This is a genomic window from Burkholderia sp. IDO3 (genome assembly GCF_003366075.1).
Classification (GTDB): Bacteria; Pseudomonadota; Gammaproteobacteria; order Burkholderiales; family Burkholderiaceae; genus Burkholderia; species Burkholderia anthina.
Genome location: NZ_CP028963.1, coordinates 635,164 through 655,867 on the forward strand (window position 1 = coordinate 635,164; position 20,704 = coordinate 655,867).

Annotated in this window: 14 protein-coding genes, 1 other RNA gene and 1 pseudogene; 11 read left to right on the plus strand and 5 right to left on the minus strand. The window is 66.8% G+C overall.

Translation table 11 applies throughout. The annotated features are described in order from the left end of the window. The first annotated feature begins 9 nt into the window (after positions 1 to 9). Positions 10 to 513: a gluconokinase gene (locus tag DCN14_RS17500; protein ID WP_096506342.1), complete on the plus strand. Its 504-nt coding sequence runs from the start codon at positions 10 to 12 to the stop codon at positions 511 to 513. 75 nt (positions 514 to 588) lie between these two features. On the opposite strand, the gene DCN14_RS17505 is transcribed toward DCN14_RS17500, so the two are convergent. Next, entirely contained in the window at positions 589 to 1,236 is a 648-nt protein-coding gene (locus DCN14_RS17505) for a TetR/AcrR family transcriptional regulator C-terminal domain-containing protein (protein WP_096506344.1), read from the minus strand. Between the two features lie 272 nt (positions 1,237 to 1,508). Between DCN14_RS17505 and DCN14_RS17510 the strand changes: the two genes are divergently transcribed. Further along, positions 1,509 to 2,930 (plus strand): FAD-dependent oxidoreductase, encoded by a 1,422-nt coding sequence (locus DCN14_RS17510; RefSeq protein WP_096506346.1) that lies wholly within the window; start codon positions 1,509 to 1,511, stop codon positions 2,928 to 2,930. Between the two features lie 76 nt (positions 2,931 to 3,006). Here the strand turns inward: DCN14_RS17510 and purB are convergent, their stop codons facing one another. Then, positions 3,007 to 4,395 (minus strand): adenylosuccinate lyase, encoded by a 1,389-nt coding sequence (purB, locus tag DCN14_RS17515; protein WP_096506348.1) that lies wholly within the window; start codon positions 4,393 to 4,395, stop codon positions 3,007 to 3,009. A gap of 261 nt (positions 4,396 to 4,656) precedes the next feature. Between purB and DCN14_RS17520 the strand changes: the two genes are divergently transcribed. From DCN14_RS17520 to DCN14_RS17545, 6 genes are all read left to right on the plus strand, one after another. Beyond that, complete coding sequence (locus DCN14_RS17520) at positions 4,657 to 5,610, plus strand: LysR substrate-binding domain-containing protein (protein ID WP_096506350.1); 954 nt, start codon at positions 4,657 to 4,659, stop codon at positions 5,608 to 5,610. 261 nt (positions 5,611 to 5,871) lie between these two features. After that, positions 5,872 to 7,158, plus strand: coding sequence for a Glu/Leu/Phe/Val dehydrogenase (locus tag DCN14_RS17525; RefSeq protein WP_096506352.1), 1,287 nt, complete (start codon positions 5,872 to 5,874; stop codon positions 7,156 to 7,158). 241 nt (positions 7,159 to 7,399) lie between these two features. Then, positions 7,400 to 8,293, plus strand: a complete 894-nt coding sequence (locus tag DCN14_RS17530; RefSeq protein WP_162826220.1) for a glutamate/aspartate ABC transporter substrate-binding protein — start codon at positions 7,400 to 7,402, stop codon at positions 8,291 to 8,293. Positions 8,294 to 8,377: 84 nt separating this feature from the next. Beyond that, entirely contained in the window at positions 8,378 to 9,118 is a 741-nt protein-coding gene (locus tag DCN14_RS17535; RefSeq protein ID WP_096506356.1) for an amino acid ABC transporter permease, read from the plus strand. Continuing rightward, positions 9,118 to 9,795 (plus strand): glutamate/aspartate ABC transporter permease GltK, encoded by a 678-nt coding sequence (gene gltK / locus DCN14_RS17540; protein WP_096506358.1) that lies wholly within the window; start codon positions 9,118 to 9,120, stop codon positions 9,793 to 9,795. Before DCN14_RS17535 ends, gltK begins: the two co-directional genes overlap by 1 nt. Then, a complete protein-coding gene (locus DCN14_RS17545) occupies positions 9,792 to 10,517 on the plus strand; it encodes an amino acid ABC transporter ATP-binding protein (protein WP_046544940.1) in 726 nt (241 codons plus the stop codon). The genes gltK and DCN14_RS17545 overlap by 4 nt, the downstream gene beginning before the upstream one ends. A 127-nt stretch (positions 10,518 to 10,644) precedes the next feature. Here the strand turns inward: DCN14_RS17545 and DCN14_RS17550 are convergent, their stop codons facing one another. Then, positions 10,645 to 15,900: an autotransporter outer membrane beta-barrel domain-containing protein gene (locus DCN14_RS17550; protein WP_096506400.1), complete on the minus strand. Its 5,256-nt coding sequence runs from the start codon at positions 15,898 to 15,900 to the stop codon at positions 10,645 to 10,647. A 634-nt stretch (positions 15,901 to 16,534) separates the two neighbouring features. Further along, on the minus strand, positions 16,535 to 17,449 hold the full coding sequence (locus tag DCN14_RS17555) for a class II glutamine amidotransferase (RefSeq protein ID WP_172441913.1): 915 nt from the start codon (positions 17,447 to 17,449) through the stop codon (positions 16,535 to 16,537). Between the two features lie 206 nt (positions 17,450 to 17,655). On the opposite strand from DCN14_RS17555, the gene pyrC reads away from it, so the two are divergent. The 3 genes and pseudogenes from pyrC (at position 17,656) to rnpB (ending at position 20,021) form a co-directional block, all read left to right on the plus strand. Then, positions 17,656 to 18,720, plus strand: a complete 1,065-nt coding sequence (pyrC, locus tag DCN14_RS17560; protein WP_096506362.1) for a dihydroorotase — start codon at positions 17,656 to 17,658, stop codon at positions 18,718 to 18,720. Next, positions 18,717 to 19,597: pseudogene (locus DCN14_RS17565) on the plus strand (DUF3025 domain-containing protein). Before pyrC ends, DCN14_RS17565 begins: the two are co-directional and overlap by 4 nt. Before the next feature lie 12 nt (positions 19,598 to 19,609). Further along, positions 19,610 to 20,021: RNase P RNA component class A (rnpB, locus tag DCN14_RS17570), an RNA gene on the plus strand. A 70-nt stretch (positions 20,022 to 20,091) separates the two neighbouring features. On the opposite strand, the gene DCN14_RS17575 is transcribed toward rnpB, so the two are convergent. After that, positions 20,092 to 20,556: an OsmC family protein gene (locus tag DCN14_RS17575; RefSeq protein WP_096506364.1), complete on the minus strand. Its 465-nt coding sequence runs from the start codon at positions 20,554 to 20,556 to the stop codon at positions 20,092 to 20,094. Positions 20,557 to 20,704: the final 148 nt, after the last annotated feature.

Sequence of the window (20,704 nt, forward strand, 5' to 3'; positions counted from 1 at the left end):
GGGTAGTCAATGATTCTGATCGCAATGGGCGTGTCGGGTGCGGGCAAGTCGCGAATCGGCGAAATGCTGGCGGAACGCCTGGCGTGCAGCTATACCGACGGCGACGCGTTTCACAGCGCGGCGAACAAGGAAAAGATGCACCACGGCATTCCGCTGACCGACGACGACCGCTGGCCGTGGCTGCGCACGATCCGCGCGGCCATCGAGGAAAAGCAGCATGCCGGCGAGACGGCCGTGTTCACGTGCTCGTCGCTGAAGCGTTCGTACCGCGACGTGCTGCGCGGCACCGACACCGACGTGCGGTTCGTGTATCTGAAGGGTTCGTTCGAGGTGTTGCACGAGCGCCTGAAGACCCGCACCGGCCATTTCTTCGATCCGTCGCTGCTGAAAAGCCAGCTCGACACGCTCGAGGAGCCGGGCGAGGACGAAGCGATCGTGGTCAGCATCGAATTGACGCCCGAACAGATCGTCGACGAAGTGATGGTGAAGATCGGCCTCGCGCAGCAGCACTGAGCGCGGTGCGCGGCACGCGTCATAACTGGAAAAGGCGCCCCCGGGCGCCTTTTTCGTTGGCGGCGAGCGCGCCGCTCAGGCTGCGCGGGCGTGTTGCGCGATGCCGTCGAGCAGCACGTCGAGCATCGTGTCGTGCACGGCGGCCGGATCGAGCTGCGCATACAGCGGCGCGGCCGACTTGACGAGCGGGTGCTCGGCGTCGGACAGCGCATGCATCTCCGCGAGCTCGACGTCGTTCGCGGGCCGCGTGAGGCCGCCGGCCTCGGCGGCGGCGAGCCCGATCACGCTCGCATACCAGCCGACGCATACCGACGGCAGCGCCGTGCGCGCAATGCCGGCGTCGACGAGTGCGCGATGCACCGCCTCGATGTGCGCGAGATCGGCCGGGCCGGTGCTCATGTGCCGCTGCAGCAGCGCGAACGCGGCCGGGTGGCGCAGCGCGAGCGCGCGGTACTGGCGCGCGAGATCGCGCAGCCGCTCGCGCCACGGCAACGTATCGTCGACCGGCACCAGCGAGCGCGACAGCGCATTCGCGATCGCGCGGCTCAGGCCGTCCTTTGACTTGAAGTGATACAGCACGCTCATCGGGTCGCAGCCGACCGACTGCGCGAGCTTGCGCACGCTGAATGCGGCTTCGCCGACTTCTTCGAGCAGCGCGAGCGCGGCCGCGACGATCGCGTCCTTGTCGAGGCCGCGCGGGCCTTGAGCGGGTTTGTCTTTCATGGGGAAGGCGAGGCGGGCGGCTGTCATCTTGACGAAAGCGTATTCTACGCTGTAGAATTATTTCTGCGGTGTAGAAATTGGGTGTCCCGGCACCTTTCAATGCGTGCTTTGCACGGTCCGGGATCCAGGCAGACACGAGCGTGCCTGCCGTCAACACGGGCCATCGCGCCCTTTATCTCGTTGACACCCAAGTGGAACCGGCTGCCCCACCCGCGAAGCCCAGAAGCAACGAGGCTCTTCGACAGGCGGCCCAAGACCATGCAAGTGCAATCATGACTTCCAGCAACACACCCCTAATCCAGGGCGAATCGCGTTTCGACCAGACGCAACTGAACATCGAGAAGGACAACTGGAACTGGTGCGATCCGTCGCGCTACGACGGCGGTCGGCCGGCCAACTGGTACGAGGCGTCGCTGTCGCACCATGAAAACAGCGCGCCGCTCGCGCACGACGCCGTGTGCGACGTGCTCGTGATCGGCGCCGGGCTGCTCGGCGCATCGGCCGCGCTGCATCTCGCGGAAGCGGGCGTCGACACGATCCTGGTCGACAAGCACCACGTCGGATCGGCCGCGTCGGGCCGCAACGGCGGCCAGCTCACGCCGGGCCTCGCGCGCTGGGAAGCGGCCGACATGATCGACCACCTGTCGCACGACGACGCCAAGCGGCTGTGGCGCTTCGCATCGGCCGAGTCGATGGACCTGATCGATGCGATCGGCGCGCGTTACGCGCTCGATCTCGATCGCCGCCGCGGCCACGTGACGGCGGCAGTCCACCCGGGCCACATGAGCGCGCTGCTCGACGGCGCGGACGCGCGCCGCCATCTCGGCGACGCCGGCGTGACGCTCGTCGGCCGCCATCAACTGCACGACGAATACGTGCGCTCCGGGCTGTACCACGGCGCGGCGATCGACGCGATCGGCGGGCAGCTCCATCCGCTCGCGCTGGTGCGCGGCCTCGTGCACGGCTTCCGGCTGAACGGCGGCGCGCTGTACGAAGGCACCGAGGTGCTCGAACTCGACGAAACGCCCGCGGGCGTGGTCGCGACGACGCCGGGCGGCACGATCACCGCCCGCAAGGGTGTCGTGCTCGCGCTGCACAACACGACGTTCCGGCTGCTCGACGGCGCTGCCGCGACCACCGTGCCGTTCTTCACGTACGTGAGCGTGACGGCGCCGCTCGACGTCGACGTCGCGACGCTGATGCCGGCCGGCATGCCGGTGTACGACACGCAGTTCCAGATCGACTACTACCGGCCGGTGCGCGGCAACCGCCTGCTGTTCGGCGGGCAGGGCACCGGCACCTGCTGGGCGCAGCCCGACGTCAACGCGTACCTGCTGACGCGGCTGAACACGGTGTTTCCGCAGCACGACGGCCGCTTCGCGCTCGACTACTGCTGGAGCGGCGTCAGCGACTTCACGCTGAACGGCGCGACCGACAGCCGCAAGACCGACGGCCGCGTGCCGATGTACATGGTGCAGGGCTGGAGCGGGCACGGCGTCGCGCAGACGGTGCGGATCGGCAAAGCGATCTGCGACGATTTCGTCGGACGCAACGACGACTTCTCGATGCTGACGGGCATCGACCATCGCGAGATTCCGCTCGGCCGGCAACTGTCGCCGATCGCGATTCCGGCCGCGAAGGCGGCGATGAGCGTGATGAGTGCGCTGAATCCGGGGCGGATGATCTCGTTCTGAGCCGACTGCGGCAGACAACAAAAAGCCCGATGCGATCGCTCGCATCGGGCTTTTTTCCGTCCGGCGACGGCGGCGCTTACGCGATTCGCTTCGCGAGTTCGACGGCCTTGCCGATGTACGACGCGGGCGTCATCGCGAGCAGGCGGTCTTTCGCATCCTGCGGGATCGCCAGCGTGCCGACGAATTCCTGCAGCGCTTCGCGCGTGATGCCCTTGCCGCGCGTCAGTTCCTTCAGCTGCTCGTACGGGTTCTCGATGCCGTAGCGGCGCATCACCGTCTGCACCGGCTCCGCGAGCACTTCCCAGCAGTTGTCGAGATCGTCGTTCAGGCGCTGCGGGTTCACTTCGAGCTTGTCGAGGCCGCGGATCAGCGAATCGTACGCGAGCAGCGAGTAGCCGAGCGCGACGCCCATGTTGCGCAGCACCGTCGAGTCGGTCAGGTCGCGCTGCCAGCGCGACACCGGCAGCTTGTCGGCGAGGTGGCGCAGCGTCGCGTTCGCGAGGCCGAGGTTGCCTTCCGAGTTCTCGAAGTCGATCGGGTTGACCTTGTGCGGCATCGTCGACGAGCCGATTTCGCCGGCCTTCGTCTTCTGCTTGAAGTAGCCGACCGAGATGTAGCCCCACACGTCGCGGTCGAGGTCGAGCAGGATCGTGTTCGCGCGGGCGACCGCGTCGAACAGCTCGGCCATGTAGTCGTGCGGCTCGATCTGGATCGTGTACGGGTTGAACGTGAGCTTCAGGCGGTTTTCGATCACGTCGCGCGAGAACGCTTCCCAGTCGAATTCCGGATAGGCGGACAGGTGCGCGTTGAAGTTGCCGACCGCGCCGTTCATCTTGCCGAGGATCTCGACCTTCTCGATGCGCGCGATCGCGCGTGCGAGGCGCGCGGCGACGTTCGCGAGTTCCTTGCCGAGCGTCGTCGGGCTGGCCGGCTGGCCGTGCGTGCGCGACAGCATCGGCTGTTCGGCCAGCGCGTGCGACAGCGCGACGAGGCGCTGGTACACCGTGCGCAGCGCCGGCACGATCACGTGCTCGCGCGCGCCGGCGAGCATCATCCCGTGCGACGTGTTGTTGATGTCTTCGGACGTGCACGCGAAGTGGATGAATTCGCTGGCCTTCTCGAGCTCGGCCTGACCCTTCACCGATTCCTTCAGCCAGTATTCGACGGCCTTCACGTCGTGGTTCGTCACGCGCTCGATTTCCTTGATGCGCGCGGCGTCGTGCGCGGTGAAGCGCTCGGCGAGCTGCAGCAGGAATTGTTCGGACGCGTCGGAAAAGCGCGGGACTTCCGCGAAGCCGGCGCGCGACAGCGCGATCAGCCAGTGCACCTCGACGGTGACGCGGTGGCGCATGAAAGCGGCTTCGGAGAGCCAGTCGCGCAGCGCTTCGGTCTTGCTGGCGTAGCGGCCATCGATGGGCGAGAGCGCGGTGAGGGCGAAAAGCGTATCGGGACGAGTGTCGGACATGATCGGGCGGGCCTTGGAGCCGGGGCGAACGAAGGGGGAGGAGAATCCGGCATTTTACCATTGGCGCGGGTCGAGCCCGGCCGACCGGAGCCGGCCGCCGCCGCGACGGGCGATCGGCGCGCGCACGGCGCCCCGGCGGGCGGGTGCAGCGCGTCGCCGGGCGATGCGGCAGCGGGCGGCGGAGCATGGATGATGCCGTCGGCCGGGCCCGCCCGCCGGTAGAATGCAGGCTTCTTCCCGATCGCTGCCGCGCCCGCCTGCATGGAACTGAAATGGCTCGAAGACTTCGTCTCGCTCGCGGAAACGCGCAGCTTTAGCCGGTCCGCCGAACTGCGGCACGTGTCGCAGCCCGCGTTCTCGCGGCGCATCCAGGCGCTCGAGGCGTGGCTCGCGACCGAACTGATCGATCGTTCGGTCTATCCGACGCGGCTCACGCAGGCCGGCCAGATCTTCTACGAGCAGGCGTTGACGATGCTGTCGCAGGCGCACGAGGCGCGCACGCTGCTGCGCGGCCACGTCGGCGCGCCGGTGCCGACCATCGAGTTCGCGGTGCCGCACACGTTGTCGCTCACGTATTTCCCGCGCTGGCTGCAACGGATCGAGGCGAAGATGGGGCAGGTCCACACGCGGCTGCGCGCGCTGAACGTGCACGACGCGGTGCTGTCGCTCGTCGAGGGCGGCTGCGATCTGGTGATGGGCTATCACCACCCGAGCCACCCGGTCGCGCTCGATCCGGCTCGCTACGACATGCTGGTGCTCGGCGCGGAGCCGATCAGCGCGTTCTCGGCGCCGGGCCGTGCGGGCCGGCCGCGCTACACGCTGCCGGGCACGGCCGATGCGCGCGTGCCGTACCTGTCGTATACGCCGAACGCGTATCTCGGCCGGATGACCGAAGTCATCGTTGCGAACGCACCGACGTCGCTGTTCCTCGACCGCGTGTACGAAACCGACATGGCCGAAGGACTGAAGGCGATGGCGCTCGCGGGGCACGGCGTTGCGTTCCTGCCGCACAGCGCGGTCGAGGACGCGGTGGCCGGCGGCCGCCTGATCCGGCTCGACCGCGCCGCGCGCGGCGGCACGCATCCGTTTACGCTGACGATGGAGATCCGCCTGTACTGCGACAAGCTCGCGCTGCAGGGCGACGATCCGCGGCAGAAGCTCGTGCGCGCGCTGTGGGAAGTCGTGCGCGACGAGCTGCGCGAAACGGCGGATTGACCGCAACCGGCCGCACATTCGCTGACGACCGCCTTGCGGCGCCTGTCGGACGGCTGTCCGGCGGGCGTTCCGCATATTCCCGGAACGATTTTTTGCGCACGCGATGCACGACCGATCGCGTGCGTTCTTGCGCAAATCGACCGCAGATTTGCGAAAAATCGCGATCATGCAAGAAACGCATAATCGAATAAGCAAACGGCATTGGATAAAAAAAACGGGTTTTTCGACAATGTGCGCAATCCGTTGAACGTTGGAGCGTCCATGTCTTCGCAACTGCAGTCCATCCCGTCCTACCTTCACGCCGACGATCTCGGCCCGTGGGGCAACTACCTTCAGCAGGTCGATCGCGTCGCACCGTATCTCGGTTCGCTGTCGCGCTGGCTCGAAACGCTGAAGCGTCCGAAGCGCATCCTGATCGTCGACTGCCCCATCGAGCTCGACAACGGCACCGTCGCGCACTTCGAAGGGTATCGCGTGCAGCACAACGTGTCGCGCGGTCCGGGCAAGGGCGGCGTGCGTTACCACCAGGACGTGACGCTGTCGGAAGTGATGGCGCTGTCCGCCTGGATGTCGGTGAAGAACGCGGCCGTGAACGTGCCGTACGGCGGTGCGAAGGGCGGCATCCGCGTCGACCCGCGCAAGCTGTCGCGCGGTGAACTCGAGCGCGTGACGCGTCGCTACACCAGCGAAATCGGCATCATCATCGGCCCGAACACCGACATTCCGGCACCGGACGTCAACACCAACGAACAGGTGATGGCGTGGATGATGGACACGTACTCGATGAACCAGGGCCAGACGTCGACCGGCGTCGTGACCGGCAAGCCGATCTCGCTCGGCGGTTCGCTCGGCCGCAAGGAAGCGACGGGCCGCGGCGTGTTCGTCGTCGGCTGCGAAGCGGCGAAGAAGAAGGGCCTCGAAATCGAAGGCGCGCGCATTGCGGTGCAGGGCTTCGGCAACGTCGGCGGCATCGCGGCGAAGCTGTTCCAGGAAGCGGGTTCGAAGGTGATCGCGGTGCAGGATCACACGGGCACGATCTACCAGCCGGCCGGCCTTGATTCGAACAAGCTGCTCGACCACGTGGCACGCACGGGCGGCGTCGCGGGCTTCGAAGGCGCCGAGCCGATGGCCAACGACGAGTTCTGGACGATCGAAACCGACATCCTGATCCCGGCGGCACTGGAAAACCAGATCACCGAGAAGAACGCGGCGAAGATCCGCACGAAGATCATCGTCGAAGGCGCGAACGGCCCGACGACGACGGCGGCCGACGACATCCTCGGCGCGAACGGCGTGCTGGTGATCCCCGACGTGATCGCGAACGCGGGCGGCGTGACCGTGTCGTACTTCGAATGGGTGCAGGATTTCTCGAGCTTCTTCTGGACGGAAGACGAGATCAACCACCGTCTCGAGCGCGTGATGCGCGAAGCGTTCGCCGGCGTGTGGGCGGTCGCGGAAGAGCACAAGGTGTCGGTGCGTACGGCGGCGTTCATCGTCGCGTGCAAGCGCATCCTGATGGCGCGCGAAATGCGCGGCCTGTACCCCTGATCCGTCATTGCCGATCGTCGATCGGTTGACTACGATCAAAGCATGACGCAATCCACCCGGTTGCGTGCATGAGCCCTCGCGGGCGGTGCCGAATCCGGCACCGCCCGCGTGCGCATTCGGGGTGCCCGAAGCCGGGAGGACGGCTTCGCACAGGGCGATTCGTAGTGCGGTAAACAACCAGTTCTTTCAAAAATATTACTTTGATACACTGGCGCGGGTTTTAGCCAAGGAGATGACCAAAATGAAATACCACAAGGCAGTCCTGATGGTCGCGGCGCTGTGCGCGTTCGCGAGCGGCGCGCATGCACAGGAGACCGGCACGCTGAAGAAGATCAAGGACACGGGCGTGATTTCGCTGGGGCATCGCGAATCGTCGATTCCGTTCTCTTACTATGACCAGAACCAGCAGGTCGTCGGCTATTCGCGCGAATTCCAGATGAAGGTCGTGGACGCGGTGAAGAAGAAGCTGAACCTGCCGAACCTGCAGGTCAAGAATATCCCGGTCACGTCGCAGAACCGCATCCCGCTCGTGCAGAACGGCACGGTCGACATCGAGTGCGGCTCGACGACCAACAACGCCGAGCGTCAGCAGCAGGCCGCGTTCTCCGACACGATCTTCGTGATCGGCACGCGCCTGATGACGAAGAAGGATTCGGGCGTCAAGGACTTCGCGGACCTGAAGGGCAAGACGGTCGTGACCACCGCCGGCACGACGTCCGAGCGGCTGCTGCGCAAGATGAACAACGAAAAGCAGATGGGCATGAACATCATCAGCGCGAAGGATCACGGCGATTCGTTCAACACGCTGGAATCGGGCCGCGCGGTCGCGTTCATGATGGACGACGCGCTGCTCGCGGGCGAGCGCGCGAAGGCGAAGCAGCCGGGCGAGTGGGTGATCGTCGGCACGCCGCAATCGGAAGAGGCGTACGGCTGCATGATGCGCAAGGGCGATGCGGACTTCAAGAAGGTCGTCGACGACGCGATCTCGCAAGTCGAGAAGTCGGGCGAAGCCGCGAAGATCTACGCGAAGTGGTTCGAAAGCCCGATCCCGCCGAAGGGGCTGAACCTGAACTTCCCGCTGTCCGATTCGATGAAGAAGCTGTACGCGAACCCGAACGACAAGGCGCTCGACTGACCACGCGGCCGTTGATGCAGAAATGACGCTACTGAAACGGAAGAGGCCACGCTTCTTCCGTTTCTTTTTGCTGGAGTCTTGCCCATGTCTTACCACTGGAACTGGGGCATCTTCCTGAGCCCCGTCTCGACCGGCGAGCCGACGACTTATTTCGGATGGCTGATGTCCGGCTTCTGGGTGACGATCGAGGTGTCGCTCGCCGCCTGGGTCATCGCGCTGATCGTCGGTTCGCTGTTCGGCGTGCTGCGCACGGTGCCGAACAAATGGCTCGCCGCGATCGGCACCGTGTACGTGTCGATCTTCCGGAACATTCCGCTGATCGTGCAGTTCTTCGTCTGGTATCTCGTGATACCCGAGTTGCTGCCTGCGTCGATCGGCACCTGGATCAAGCAGTTGCCGCCGACCACGCAGTTCTTCACCGCATCGATCATCTGTCTCGGCCTGTTCACGGGCGCGCGGGTGTGCGAACAGGTGCGCTCGGGCATCAACGCGCTGCCGAAGGGCCAGCGCGCGGCCGGCCTCGCGATGGGCTTCACGCAATGGCAGACGTATCGCTACGTGCTGCTGCCGGTTGCGTACCGGATCATCGTGCCGCCGCTCACGTCGGAGTTCCTGAACATCTTCAAGAACTCGGCGGTCGCGTCGACGATCGGCCTGCTCGACCTGTCCGCGCAGGCGCGCCAGCTCGTCGACTACACCGCGCAGACCTACGAGTCGTTCATCGCGGTCACGCTCGCGTACGTGCTCATCAACCTCGTGGTGATGGCGTTCATGCGCTGGATCGAAGGCCGCACGCGGCTGCCCGGCTACATCGGAGGCAAGTGATGCATCAGTTCGACTGGAGTAGTATTCCCGGCGCGATACCGACGCTGTGGTCGGGTGCGATCGTCACGTTCAAGATCACGCTGATCGCGATCGTCATCGGCATCGTGTGGGGCACGCTGCTGGCGCTGATGCGGCTGTCCGGCGTGAAGCCGCTCGCGTGGTTCGCGAAAGCGTACGTGACGGTGTTCCGCTCGATCCCGCTCGTGATGGTGCTGCTGTGGTTCTTCCTGATCGTGCCGCAACTGCTGCAGGGCGTGCTCGGGTTGTCGCCGACGATCGATATCCGCCTTGCCTCGGCGATGGTCGCGTTCTCGCTGTTCGAAGCCGCGTATTATTCCGAGATCATCCGTGCCGGCATCCAGGCGGTGCCGCGCGGACAGGTGAACGCCGCGTTCGCGCTCGGCATGAACTACGCGCAGGCGATGCGCCTCGTGATCCTGCCGCAGGCGTTCCGCGCGATGGTGCCGCTGCTGCTCACGCAGGCGATCGTCCTGTTCCAGGATACGTCGCTCGTGTACGTGATCAGTCTCGCGGACTTCTTCCGCACGGCCGCCAACATCGGCGATCGCGACGGCACGACCGTCGAGATGGTCCTGTTCGCGGGCGCATGCTATTTCGTGATTTGCTCGTTGGCGTCTGCTCTCGTCAAGGGTCTCCAGAAAAAGGTCACAAGATGATTTCCATCAAGAACGTTTCGAAGTGGTACGGCCAGTTTCAGGTCCTCACCGACTGCACGACCGAGGTGAAGAAAGGCGAGGTGGTCGTCGTGTGCGGTCCGTCGGGTTCGGGCAAGTCGACGCTGATCAAGACCGTGAACGGCCTCGAGCCGTTCCAGCAGGGCGAGATCCTCGTGAACGGCCAGTCGGTCGGCGACAAGAAGACGAACCTGTCGAAGCTGCGCTCGAAGGTCGGGATGGTGTTCCAGCATTTCGAGCTGTTCCCGCACCTGTCGATCACCGAGAACCTGACGCTCGCGCAGATCAAGGTGCTCGGCCGCGGCAAGGACGAGGCGAACGAGAAGGGCATGAAGCTGCTCGACCGCGTCGGCCTGAAGGCGCATGCGCACAAGTTCCCGGGCCAGCTGTCGGGCGGCCAGCAGCAGCGGGTCGCGATCGCGCGCGCGCTGTCGATGGACCCGATCGCGATGCTGTTCGACGAACCGACGTCCGCGCTCGATCCCGAGATGATCAACGAAGTGCTCGACGTGATGGTCGAGCTCGCGCAGGAAGGGATGACGATGATGGTCGTCACGCACGAAATGGGCTTCGCGAAGAAGGTCGCCCATCGCGTGATCTTCATGGACAAGGGCGCCATCGTCGAGGACGACCGCAAGGACGATTTCTTCTCGAATCCGAAGTCGGAGCGCGCGAAGGACTTCCTCGCGAAGATCCTGCACTGAGCGTTCGCAACGCGTGCGCGCCTGGTGCGCGCCCATGAAAAAACCGCCTGGCCAGCCACCAGGCGGTTTTTTTTCGCCCGCCGCCCGCCGCCCGTGGACTGCGGCGGACGGGCTCGCGCGTCACGCGTTACCAGCTGTAGCGATAACCGACCTGGCCGGTGATCCCGCGCCGGTAGTCGCCGCCGATGTTGCGCGCGTATTTCGCGTTCGCGTACAACTCGCCCGACTTGCCGAAGCTTGCGGTCACGCCGATGCCGAGTTCGTACCACGTGCGGCCCAGGTGCGTCGCGAACGGCGTGCCGCCGACGACGGTCTGGCCCGGCGACAGGAAGTCGTGCAGCACGTCGGCCGTGAAGTACGGCGTCGCGGCGCCGCCGCCCGCGTTCGCGTCGAGGTTCGGCCGGAAGATGCGTACGCCGACGCGCCCGCGCAGCGCGTTGGTCGTCGTGCCCGACACGGCCGACACGTTGTCGTTGAACCCGTTGAGCTTCAGGTACTGGTACATCAACTGCGCCTGCGGCTCGACGGCGATCGGCGTGCCGCCGATCCCGAACGGCTTGCCGACTTCCTGCGACAGCGCGACGCCGAAGCCGTTCTGCGACGCCTCGTTGCCGTAGCTGTCGCGGTAGCGGTTGCCGTAGTGCGTGACCTGGCCGACGCTGTCGAAGTATGTGCCGTCGGACAGATAGCGCGTCCAGTAGCCGCCGATACTCTGCGCGTGCATTTCGACCGAGCCCGTCGATGTCGACAGGTCCTGCGTATCGGCGCGCGCCAGGTCGCTGAAGCTCGCGTTCGCGATGCCGATGCTCGCCGTCACGCCCGCGTGCGTGCTGCCGCCGGCGCTTGCCTGGTCGAGCGTCCAGTCCTTGCCGAACTGCGCGAAGAACGTGCGTTCGTCCGCCGCGAAGCGGCCCGCGTTCGCATCGAGGCTTTGTCCGCCGATGCGGCCCCATACGCCGTCGCGGTTGCCCGGCGCCTGCTTCTCGAGGTTGTAGATGTCGCCGACGCGTTCGTGCAGTCTGCCGAGCGTCGAGAAGCCGTAGTCGACGTTCAGCAGCGGCGTCATCGCATAGCCCGCGACACCCGGACGATAGGCGAGATTGCCGTCGTTACCGTTGCCGTTGCCGGTGCCGGTCGGATCGACCGGGTCGCCGGGATCGGTCGGGTCGGTCGGATCGAGTTGCGAGCGCAGGTACCAGCCGTTGGCGTCGCTTTGTCCGCCGCGATAGAGACGGTATTCGTACGCGCCGGCCTGCACCGGGCCCGCGAGATGGAACGCCGATGCAGTCGTCGTGCCGCCGTTGGCCGTGACGACCACCGGAATCCCGTCGCCCTGCGTCTGCGCGCCGCTGCCGGCCGTGTTCGCGATCTTCAGGCCCGTCGTGCCGCTCGCGGCGCCGCCTTTCACGATCAGCTGGTCGGTCGGCGAGTTGTCGGCGCCGAGGTAGGTGTTCAGCGCGATCGTGCCGCCGTTGCCGACGTAGCTGCCGGTCGTCAGCGTCCGGTAGCTGCCGGCCACCGTCGGCGCGCCCGACGGCGCGGCGAATGCGACCAGGCCCGCGTTGTTCAGGCTGCTCAGCACCGAGCTGTCGGTCATGTGCCACGTGCTGGTGGTGTCGACGCTCAGCGCCACCGGATCGATCTTGCCGGTGAGCGTCGTGCCGTTCGTCAGGAACACGTTGCCGGTGCTCGACGCGTCGGACACGATGTCGCCGGTCAGGTTCACGGCCGACGCGTTGAAGGTCGCGTTGCTGCCGTTCGCGAGATCGAGCAGCGTGCCGTTGCCTGCCGTCACGACCGTGCCGTTGCGCACCGCGATGTCGACCGTGCCGCCGCGTGCGGCGAACGCTGGCCCGGCGACCGAGGCCACGCTGCCGCCGTCGACGAGCACCGAGCTCGTCGCGCCGGTGGCGGACGTATCGGTGCTCAGCACGCCGGCCGTCGCGCCCTTGAGCGTCGTGCCGGTCAGCGCGAGCACGCCGCCGCCGTCGACGGTCGCGCCGTTGCCGGCCGTGCTCGCGATCGACGAACCCGTATCGCCGATGCGGCCGCCGTTCTGCGCGACGAGGCCGTCGGCTGCCGCGCCCGTCGTGGAGAGCTTCGTGCCCGACAGCAGCGCGGTCGCGCCGCTGTCGGCGACGATCGCGTTCGCGCCGGCGCCCGTCGTCGCGACGGTCGTGCCGTTGGCCACGAGCGTTGAATCCGCACCCGACACGAAGACGCCGCGCGCGGCGTCGCCGGCGGTGCGGATGACGGTCGCCGCATCGGTCGCGATGCGCGCGCCCGCGCCGGTCGACGACAGCCCGTCGGCGCCGTTGCCGGTCGTGCCGATCTGCGTGCCCGACAACGCGATCGTCGTATGGGTGCCGAGGTTGTCGATGCCCTTGCCGGAGCCGCCCACCGCGATCGACGTCGCGCCGGCCGCGATCCCGCCGTCCGACACGCTCGCGTCGATCAGCACGCCGTCGGCGCTGCCGTTCGCGACGACGGTGCCCGCGCCCGACAGCGCGACCGATGCGCCCGCGCCGGTCAGGTGCACGCCCGCGACGCCGTCGTCCGCTTCGATCGTGCCCGCGTTGGTCAGCGTTGCCGACGCACCCTGCACGAGCGCGCCGGTGCCGTTCGATACGCGAATCGACGATCCGTTGTTCACCGTGCCGAGCGTGCCGACCACGACGCCCGTCGAGCCGGCGCCGGTCAACAGCACCGTGTTGTGGTTCTCGAGCGTGCCGAGATTCTGCGCGACGAAGCCCGTCACGCCGGCCGTCGACGACGTGACCGCCGCGTCGTTGGTCAGCGTCGTCGCCACCGGCGCATCGACGCTTGCGCCGGTGAGGTCGTGCGCCTGGCCGTCGACGACGCCCGCGATCGCGCCGCCCGCATTCAGGTTGATCGTCGCGCCTGCGTCGATCGTGCCCTGCGCGCCGCCTTCGAGCGTCACCGCGATGCCGTTCGCGCCGTTGACGTTGTAGACGGCGTCGCCGGTTGCGAGCGTGGTGCCGGCGCCCGTCGCCAGTACGCCGCGTGCGCGCTGGCCGTTCACGTCCGTCGTCAGCGTGCCGGCTGCCGACGAGCCCGTATAGGCGGCGCCGCCCGCGATCCGGAACAGCGTCGAGTCGTCGGTATCGACGCTCAGGCGTTGCGCGGCGACGTTGATGTTCGAGCCCGCGCCATACGCGTAGAAGCCGATCTGGTTCGTGCCCGACATGAAATGGGGTACGGCGTTCGCGCCGACGTCGATCGTCGCGCCCGAGCGTGCGTGGACGCCGATCGCGCCGTTCCCCGTCAGGTTGAGCGTGCCGTCGAGCGTGGCCTTGGCGAGCGGCCCTTCGGCCCACACGCCGTAGTTGCGCATGTCCGATGCCGGATCGAGCGCGCCGGCGACGTCGATCGTGCCGGTCGACGTCGCCGCCGTCGCGACCGAGCCGGTGCCGACCACCATGATGCCGATGCCGTTGACGCCGTTCAGCGTGATCGTGCCGGTGTTCGTCACGGTCGCCGCGGTGTTCGCCGCGAGCATGCCGACGTTCGCGAGCGGCGTGCCGGTCGCCGCGCCGTTCACGGCGATCGAGCCCGCGTTGAGCAGCGTGCCCGACGACGAGCCGATGCTCGCCATCCCCGCGCCGTTTTGCGTCTGCGAGCCGATGACGATCGTGCCGAGGTTGCTCGCGGTGCCCGATGCGCCGAGCAGGACGCCGTATCCGTGCGCGGACAGCGCGACGTCGCTCGCGGCGGCGGCGGGATCGTACTGGGCCGCGCGACCGAGGTAGATCGTGCCGCCGGCCTCGTTCGTGAAGTTGCCGCCGGCCGCGAAGCCGCCGATCACCTGGCTGTCGAGCGTCGTCGCGTTGACGCCGACGTTGATCGTGCCCGCGTTCGATGCGCTCGCGCCGCTCGTCACGGCCACCGCGTAGTTCTGCAGGTCCGGCTGGTCGCCGTCGAGCGTCCACGCGCCGACGTTCATCACGCCGTTGTTCACGAACGTGGTGCCCGCGCCGCTCGCGTACACGCCGCTGCCTTCCGTGTACGCGTGGAAGTCGAAGTTGCTGGGCGGCGTGCTGCTGCCGGTGTCGACGTTGTCGCCCGATGCGTATCCGGACGAAATCACGCCGTTGTTGACGCCGCTCGCGCCGCTCAGCAGGCGCACCAGCGTGAAGTCGCCCGACAGGCGGCCGTCGTTGATGAAGTGCGCGCCGTTTTCCGCGAGGACGGCCGAGCTGGATGCGATCGTGTTGGTGCCGCGGAAGTCGATCTGGCCGTCCTTGTCGATGTGCAGCGTCGCGTTCGCGCCGGTGCCGTGCATCACCGACAGGTGATCGATCGGCAGCGCGTTCTTGTCGCCGGCCGATACGTCGTTCGCGTACTGGAAGGTTTCCTGCGAGTACGCGACGGCCTGGCCGAACGCGGTGTCGTAGGCGGTCTGCGAACCGAGCGCGCCGCTCTGGACCGAGCGTACGAGGAAGTCGTTGTACGCGGCGAGCGAGGCGGCGTCGGTGACGGTCCACGTGCTGCCGTCGAACGCGGTGAAGGTGCCCGCATAGGCCGGCACGTCGAGCTGCAGGTTGCCGACGGGGCCGCCGCTCGCGAGATAGTCGCCGGTGCCCATCCAGATCTGGTTGCGCGAGTTCCAGTTCACGACGCTGGGCGCCGAGCCGGTGCCGTCCGCGAAGGTCAGATCCGTCTGCTTCGGCGCAATCGAGATCGCGTTGCCGGGTGCGTCGGGCGCGTTCGCCGGATTGCCGATCGATACGTTCAGCGTGCCGCCGGAGCTTTCGACGGTGCCGATGCGCGTGTTCACGTACTGGTTGCCGTTCACGTCGTGGTAGACGGGCACGTTGGTGGAGCCGGCCGTCGACGCGGAGAACGCGGACGAATCGTAGGTCGCGACCGACGTATGGGTGCCCGTGATCGAGTCGGGCGTACTGACGCTCTGCGTCTTGCCGCCGAGCGACAGCAGCGCCTGGTTTGGGTTGCCCGACACGATCGACGTGCTGCCGATCGGCGCGAGCGTATAGCCCGGGTCGCCGCCGGCGCCTGTCCAGGCGCCGCTCACGCCGACGGTATCGCCGCCCGACACGGTCGTGGCGCCGGCCAGGTTGCTGTTCGCGGTCGGGCTGAAGCTGCCGAGTGCGCAACTGCCGCCGCTTGCGACCGCCGAATTGTCGCCGCAGGTCGACGCGTACGCGGAGCCGGCCGACAGCGCGGCCAGCGCGGCCCCGAGCGCGGCCAGGCGCAGCGGCGAGCGGCGGAGCGCCGCGCGGCCGGCGTCGCGACCTGCGCCGGATGTGCTGCCCGAACGCTTGCCGCGCGCCCGTGCGGTTTCCCCGACCGCGATCCAGCAGCCGGCGGTTTCGCTCCATATCGATCGAAATGAGTGATTCACGACATACCCCACTTTCTTTTTTTGAAGTGATATTCACCGCGCTGCGGTGAAAGCGCATTCCGCGGTCGAAAAATGGCCTGGACGGGCTGCGGCGGCCATTGCCGATTTCGCGCCAGTCGTGATCCGTTACACCGAGGATGGACGGAGTCTACTAACCGGAATGGCGGGTGATTGTCAAAAAAACAAGGAGTGTGGTGATAATGCCGATTTCACCGTGTATTTTTGAATTATGTGGTTAATCGAACTGAAAGCCTTGGTGGACAAGGGTTTGAGGTATTTTTTAAAGATTGTTTGCCGATGTCTGGATCGGTGATCTGACGCACCGATCGCGAAAGATTTCTGGGTTAGAGTCGGGCTTCCGGATTATATTTCTGAAATCCGGGTGTTCAATTTGTTTCGCATATGGATTATTTTCGCTTGAAAATTAATTAAATCAAGCGAATGTTGTGCAAAGCCGATTCGGCGGGCCGGATTGTGGTTCGGATGACACGAAAGCCGAAAAGGACGGGGCCGGGCGGCGCGATTTTCCATGGCGGCGCGTGTTGTCCGATGCGATGCGCGGAAAGCCGCATACGCGACTATCGCGCTGCGCGGCGGCGGGAAAGGAGGCGGGGAAGGGCGCGAGCGCGCCCGCTCAGAAGTCGATCGAGTCGTCGGTGTCGTCCGCGGCACCGGCCGCGAGCGCTTCGCGACGTGCCGTGCACGGCGCGGACGCCGACGCGTCGAGCGCCGGATTGCGAAGCTTCTCGAGCACGCGCTGGGGCACCGGAATCTGCATCCGCGCGGCGACGTCGCCGCACTGGAACATGATCAGCTCGCCCGGCTCGAACGACGTCCAGACCTCGTTGTCGGTCAGCGGCTGCGTGGCGATCACCGCGACGCGATCCTCGGGCGTCGTGTATTTCGCGAAGTCGATCGACAGGTCTTCGTCGACCAGGTGCGCGGTCGAGAACGGCCAGCGGCGCACGAGGTAGTGCAGCCGCGTCGAGCAGTGCGCGAAGAGCGCCTGGCCATTCGACATCAGGAAGTTGAACACGCCGTGATCGGTGATGCCGCGCGTCAGTTCGCCCACGCGCTCGAACAGCTCCGGCAACGGCGGCTGCGCGCCCGGGAATGCTTCGCGCAGCCCCTGCATCAGCACGCAGAACGCCTTTTCGCTGTCGGTCGTGCCGACCGGGTGGTAGACGCTGCCGTCGAGGTCGGGTTCGTAGTCCTGCAGATCGCCGTTATGCGCGAAGATCCAGTGCCGCCCCCACAGCTCGCGCATGAACGGGTGGCTGTTCTCGAGCAGGATGTGGCCCTGCGTGGCCTTGCGGATGTGCGCGATCGTGTTCTTGGACTTGATCGGGTAGCGCTTCACCATTTCGGCGATCGGCGACGTGGCCGAGGCCTGCTGGTCGATGAACAGGCGGCAGGCCTTGTCCTCGAAGAACGCGATCCCCCAGCCGTCGGCATGGTGGTCGGTGAGCCCGCCCCGGGCTGCGAAACCTGTGAAGGAGAATGTGACGTCCGTCGGTGCGGCGCAGTTCATTCCTAGCAGTTGGCACATTTTACTTGGGGGCGGGAGGCTGAAGCGGGGTAACGAACCGGGTGAACCCCGGTACAATGCGTGTTCTAGCATATCACCGAGCCTCGAGCGGTAAAAAGCGGATTCCGCCGGCCGAAGGCCTCGTGTTGCGGTTTGCCGTCAGTCGGTCCGCGCACGCGCGTTCCGGCCCCGCAGATGGCCAGCCCGTTCCTCACGACGCCTCTCCTATGACTGCCTCGAACGCTTCCTCCCCGGCGACGCTCACGCTCGCCCGTCCCGACGACCTGCACCTGCACCTGCGCGACGGCGACATGCTGGCCGCGGTGCTGCCGCACACCGCCCGCCAGTTCGCCCGTGCGATCGTCATGCCGAACCTGAAGCCGCCCGTCACGACCACCGGGCACGCGCATGCGTATCGCGAGCGGATCCTGGCCGCGCTGCCGGCGGGCATGGCGTTCGAGCCGCTGATGACGCTGTACCTGACCGACAACACGGCGCCGGACGAAATCCGCCGCGCGCGCGACAGCGGCTTCGTGCACGGCGTGAAGCTGTATCCGGCCGGCGCGACGACGAACTCGGACCACGGCGTCAGCGATCTCGCCAAGTGCGCGAAGACGCTCGAAGTCATGCAGGAAACCGGCATGCCGCTGCTCGTGCACGGCGAGGTGACCGATCCGGCGATCGACATGTTCGATCGCGAGAAGGTGTTCATCGACCGCGTGATGACGCCGCTGCGCCGCGATTTCCCCGGCCTGAAGGTGGTGTTCGAACACATCACGACGAAGGACGCCGCCGACTACGTGCGCGACGCCGATGCGGCGCCGGGCCTGCTCGGCGCGACGATCACGCCGCAGCACATGCTGTACAGCCGCAATGCGCTGTTCGTCGGCGGGATTCGTCCGCATTACTACTGCCTGCCGGTGCTCAAGCGCGAGACGCATCGCGTCGCGCTCGTCGAAGCCGCGACGTCGGGCAACCCGCGCTTCTTCCTCGGCACCGACAGCGCGCCGCATGCGCGCGACGCGAAGGAAACCGCGTGCGGCTGCGCAGGCTGCTACACGGCGCTGCACGCCCTTGAGCTGTATGCGGAAGCGTTCGACCAGGCCGGCGCGCTCGACAAGCTGGAAAATTTCGCGAGCCGCTTCGGCGCCGATTTCTACGGGCTGCCGCACAGCACCGAGACGATCACGCTGCGCCGCGAGAGCTGGGAACTGCCGCGCGAGGTGTTCGCGGGCGACACGCCGGTCGTGCCGCTGCGCGCCGGCGAAACGATCGGCTGGAAGTTTGCGTGAGCGGCGCGCCGCCGCGCGGGGCCGGCCTGACGGCCGGCGTCGCGGCGGCGGATTTTGCGCGGATCGACTGGTCCGCGCCGTGGCTCGCGCATTACGCGGAGCCCGGCCGCACGCTCCAGGCGGCCGCGCTCGAGGGCGAGGCCGCGCTGCTCGATGCGCTGAACGGCGCGCTGCGCGACGGTGATCAAGCGAGCGGCCGCGGCAGGCCGCTGCGCTTCGTGCCGCAAGGCGAACTGCCGTCCGGCATCGCATACGAAACCCATATCGCCGACACCGGCGGTGTGCCCACCCGTCACAATCTTCACGACTTCTTCAATGCGCTCGTCTGGTTCGCCTATCCGCGCACCAAGGCCGCGCTGAACGCGCGTCAGGCCGCGGCGATCGACGCCGCGGGCGGTGTCGGCCCCGTGCGCGGCACGCTGCGCGATGCACTCACGCTGTTCGACGAGAACGCCGCCGTGTTCGTGACGGCCGACCCGGCGCTCGCCGACGCGTTGCGCAGGTTCGACTGGCAGCGCTTGCTGATATTGCGGCGCGCGATGCGTGGGGCACGCGCTGCGAGACGCGGCTCGTCGGCCATGCGCTGCTCGAACAACTCGTCGCGCCTTACAAATCCTGTACCGCGCACACGTGGATCATCGAAGTGAGCGCGGACTATTTTTCGTGGTCCGACGCCGCGCGCGCCGCGCATGTCGATGGGCGGCTCGCCGGCGAACTGGCGACCCGCAACCTGACGAGCCGCGATTTTTCACCGCTTCCGGTGCTCGGCGTGCCGGGCTGGTGCGACGCGAATGCCGCGCCCGCGTTCTACGACGATCCGGACGTTTTTCGCAGCGGCCGCCGTTCGCGCGCCGCCGGCAGCGGCGCGCAGTGCTAGAATGCGCACCGCAAAGCAGGCCAGGCAGTCGCGGCCTCGCCGCCTTCGGGCAGGCGGGGGCGAGGAAAGTCCGGACTCCACAGGGCAGGGTGATGGCTAACGGCCATCCGTGGCGACACGCGGAACAGGGCAACAGAAAGCAAACCGCCGATGGCCCGGCGCAAGCCGGGATCAGGTAAGGGTGAAACGGTGCGGTAAGAGCGCACCGCGGCGACGGCGACGTTCGCCGGCACGGTAACCTCCACCCGGAGCAATTCCAAGTAGGCAGGCGCGCATTTTCGGATGCAGGACGGGGCCCCCGTCTCGTCTGCGGGTAGGAAGCTTGAGCGCGTCAGCAATGGCGCGCCTAGAGGAATGGCTGCCACGCGTTGCGCGCTTCGGTGCGCAGCGCGCACAGAATCCGGCTTATCGGCCTGCTTTGCCGCTCGAATACGAAAGGGCCGGCGCTCCACGGGGAGCGCCGGCCCTTTTTTTCAGGTTCGCGCGCCGGGCGTTCAGCCCGCGACGATGTCGAACGAATGCGTGAGTTCGGCCGTCTTCGCGATCATGATCGACGCGGAGCAGTATTTGTCGTGCGACAGGTTGATCGCGCGCTCGACCGTGGCCGGGTTCAGGTTGCGGCCCGTGACGGTGAAGTGGAAGTGCACCTTCGTGAACACCTTCGGATCTTCGCTCGCGCGCTCGGCCTTCAGCGTGACCGAGCAGCCGGTCACTTCCTGACGGCTTTTCTTCAGGATCAGCACGACGTCGTACGCGGTGCAGCCGCCGGTGCCGACCAGCACCATTTCCATCGGGCGCGGCGCGAGGTTATGGCCGCCGCCTTCCGGCGCACCGTCCATCGCGACGAGGTGGCCGCTTCCGGTCTGGGCCGCGAACGCCATGCCATCCTGACCCATCCAGCTTACTTTGCATTCCATGCTTGCACTCCAGCGTTGCCTGATTCGGATTCGATCCGGCATTGTAGCCCGCTGCGCAACGGTCGGCTGATGCGCTGCACGACGCGAAACGCCGCGCCGGTGGATGCGGCGCGCGGCGGGGTGCCGAACGGCGATTTCCCCGCAATCTTTAGGGGTTTTGCTCTAGATGGGACCGATTCCCGATCAGGCG